The sequence below is a fragment of the Baaleninema sp. genome, from assembly GCF_049974805.1.
GTDB lineage: Bacteria > Cyanobacteriota > Cyanobacteriia > Cyanobacteriales > Geitlerinemataceae > Baaleninema.
This window is the reverse complement of record NZ_JBNGCO010000112.1, coordinates 1-3,095: the sequence shown is the minus strand read 5'-3', so window position 1 is coordinate 3,095 and position 3,095 is coordinate 1. Positions and strand designations below refer to the sequence as shown.

Below are 3,095 nucleotides of genomic sequence, written 5' to 3'. Positions count from 1 at the left end.
GCGATTTCCCTGTCCGCGACCTCTGCCATCGCGAGGTCCACTGGCACCCCTACGAGGTCCAGAACCGTCTTGGTTAGGCATGGGTTTACCTCCTAATGTGTATATAGCAGTTCTAACTGATTTGCAAAATATCCTATATTTGAGATTTACGTGGCACGGTAATTCTACCTATTCATTCTGTTCGCAATTCAAATCGAACTGCTATTTGTTGGCTGATATTCTTCTATTAATTTAACGAATTTTTCCAAGGGAGTCAATACCCAATTGAAAGAATCACAAAACTTTGTTGAGCTTTGCGTTTTTGGACTTCAAAATATCTGCTCGATCGATCCATATTTCAGATATCGGTTTTTCGTCGAATTTTCTAAACTGAGGGTTAAGATAAACCGAAAAACCCGGTTTTTCAGGGTAGACTGAAGCGATCGACTCGGTGTCTGACGGGCAAACGCTTTGAGAGAGTTGGCTTCCCCATGAAACTCATCCCCGGACAAACCCCCACAGGCCTCGTTCTGTTTGGAGGTATTCTCCTCGCTTCGACACTCTGTCCTCCACTCCTTACGGGAAGTGGGACTCCGGCGATCGCCATCGAGTTGGTGAGGAGCATACCGAGCCTGTTTGCGGGGTTAGTCGCCAACGACATGGGGGAACTGGCGAAACGCCTCGAACACAAGGACGCCACGAATCACGACAAAGCTTGAGGCTGCGTTTAAGAAAAAACTCAAGCGATTAGCGGAGGTTGCTGAACGACAACCGATTTTCGTGAGACCTCGCAAAATCCCTGCGGGTCGATCGAGACAAATCCAATTTCAGAGGATAAGCTAGAAGCCAAGACTTGCAAACCCAATAAATTCCGAGCTATGGATACGATTACCGCTGCGATCGTCGTTGCACTGGCGAATTTAAGCAAAGACGCCATCAAAGATAGCTACAACGCCCTCAAAACCGCGCTGAAGCATAAGTTCGGTTCCGATAGTGACTTAACGGAAGCGGTGGAAGGGTTGGAGAAAAAGCCCGATTCCGAAGCCCGTCAAGCGATGGTAAAGGAAGAAGTGGAAATTGCCAAAGCGAACGAAGATTCAGAAATCGTTGAGTTAGCTAAAGCCTTGTTAGAAAAAGCGGACTCAGACGAATCGTCAGTCAATAAATATAACGTGGAATTTCAAGGAGAAGTGAAAGGCGCACAAGTTGGAGACAAAAACCAACAAGAGAATACATTTAATTGAATTTAATTCAATAAAATAGTCTAAAAAAGATGGCGGAAAAATCTTCACAATATTCTCCCCAGTTCCAAGAAAACGTGAAAGGGGTGGTAGTTGGAGAAGGAAACATTATCTACAACTACTTTTACGCCAGTCAAACGAAAATCGTCTCAGAGGAGTCCGCCGAAACTGAAGACGGAGAAGCACTTCCCTGCCCCTACAAAGGCTTATTTCACTTTACGCCCGAAGATTCAGAGTATTTTTTCGGCCGCGAAGCCTTTGTAACCGAACTGGTCGAACTCACAAAGTCTCGGAGGTTTCTTCCGCTTCTCGGCGCTTCGGGAAGTGGGAAATCTTCCGTGGTTTTTGCAGGGCTGGTTCCGGCGTTGCAACAAACGGGACATTGGAAATTCACCTATTTTCGACCGGGGGGCGATCCCTTTTACAACTTGGCGTTGGCGTTGGTTCCGCTCTACAACGAAAAATTAGATCGAACAGACCTCCTCATTCAAGCCAAAAAACTCGCCCCGGCGTTGCAAAATGGCGATCTCGTCCTGTCCGACGTATTAATTCAGATTCAACAATACCACTCCAATCGGCGGGTTTTACTGATTGCCGACCAGTTTGAAGAACTCTATACCCTTTGCACTGAGTTCAACACTCGCCAAGGCTTCCTCAATTGTCTCGTCGAGAGCTTTTCAGACGCGGCGAAATCTATCACCGATGTGGTTTTAATGGCGACAATGCGGGCGGATTTTCTGGGAAACGCGCTGTCTTATCGCCCCTTTGCGGATATGTTGGCGGACGATGTGAAGCTCGGGGCGATGAACCGCGACGAACTGGCTCGGGTGGTGACGGAACCGGCGCAAAAGTTGGGCGTGACGTTTGAAGAGGGATTGGTCGATCGCATTCTCAACGATGTAGAATCCGAACCGGGAAACTTACCCTTGCTGGAGTTCGCGCTGACGCAGTTGTGGAACAAGCGCACCGGAACACAACTGACTCACGACGCTTATGGGGAAATAGGTGAAGTGCAGGGCGCGTTAACCCATTATGCCGATCGATGTTTGGAGCGGGAACGGCTCAAGGGCAAACGGGAGGAAGTCCGTCGTATTTTCGTTCAGTTGGTGCGACCGGGACAAGGAGCGGAAGATACGCGGCGACTGGCGACGAAGGCGGATTTGGGTGAGGAAAACTGGCAGTTCGTCAAGCAACTGGCGGACGAGCGGTTGGTGGTGACGAGCCGCAACGCCGAGGAACAAGAGACGGTGGAAGTGGTTCACGAGGCGCTGATTCGCAGTTGGGGGGAACTGCGGCAGTGGATGGAAGCAGACCGCAGTTTTCGGGTGTGGCAAGAGCGTTTACGTTCGCTGCTGCGACAGTGGGAGGAGATCGGACGCAGTGACGATGGCTTGTTGCGGGGGGTGATGCTGGCACAGGCGGAAGAGTGGTTGGACAAACGCCGCAAGGATATCAGTCCGAGGGAACGCGGGTTTATCGAGGCCAGTGCGGAACGGCGAGCGCGAGAAGTGCGGGAACAGCAACGCCAACGCCGACTGACAATCGGCGGACTGACGGGTGCTTCGCTGCTGTTCTTCAGTTTAGCGGTGGGGGCGCTGTGGCAGTGGCGACAGACAGAACTGGCGCAAAGCGATGTGTTAACTCGGTCTGCCGAACAGCTCTTCGCGGTAGAGCAGCCCTTGGAAGCCTCCCTAGAGGGTTTACGGGCGCGGGCGATTCGGCGCAGGTTGAGGGCAAAACTCAGTGTCCGACAGGTTCGAGTGTTGTACTTGGCAGTTGCCCAGTCTCGCCAGATTAACAATCTCACCGACCACGAATCTGCGGTCAATCACGTGAGTTGGAGTCCCGACGGGACAACCCTGGCTTCGGCCAGTG

At 51.2% G+C, this 3,095-nt stretch carries 2 protein-coding genes and 1 pseudogene; all 3 read left to right on the top strand.

Features of this window, described 5'->3' with window-relative positions; translation table 11 throughout:
- The first annotated feature begins 470 nt into the window (after nt 1-470).
- Complete coding sequence (locus ACP5D4_RS17815; protein ID WP_428012963.1) at nt 471-698, top strand: hypothetical protein; 228 nt, start codon at nt 471-473, stop codon at nt 696-698.
- A 159-nt stretch (nt 699-857) separates the two neighbouring features.
- Nucleotides 858-1,223 carry a hypothetical protein gene (locus ACP5D4_RS17810; RefSeq protein WP_428012962.1) on the top strand — a complete coding sequence of 122 codons (366 nt, stop codon included), beginning with the start codon at nt 858-860 and terminating at the stop codon, nt 1,221-1,223.
- A 29-nt stretch (nt 1,224-1,252) separates the two neighbouring features.
- A pseudogene (locus tag ACP5D4_RS17805) lies at nt 1,253-3,095 on the top strand (WD40 repeat domain-containing protein); the annotation flags it as partial.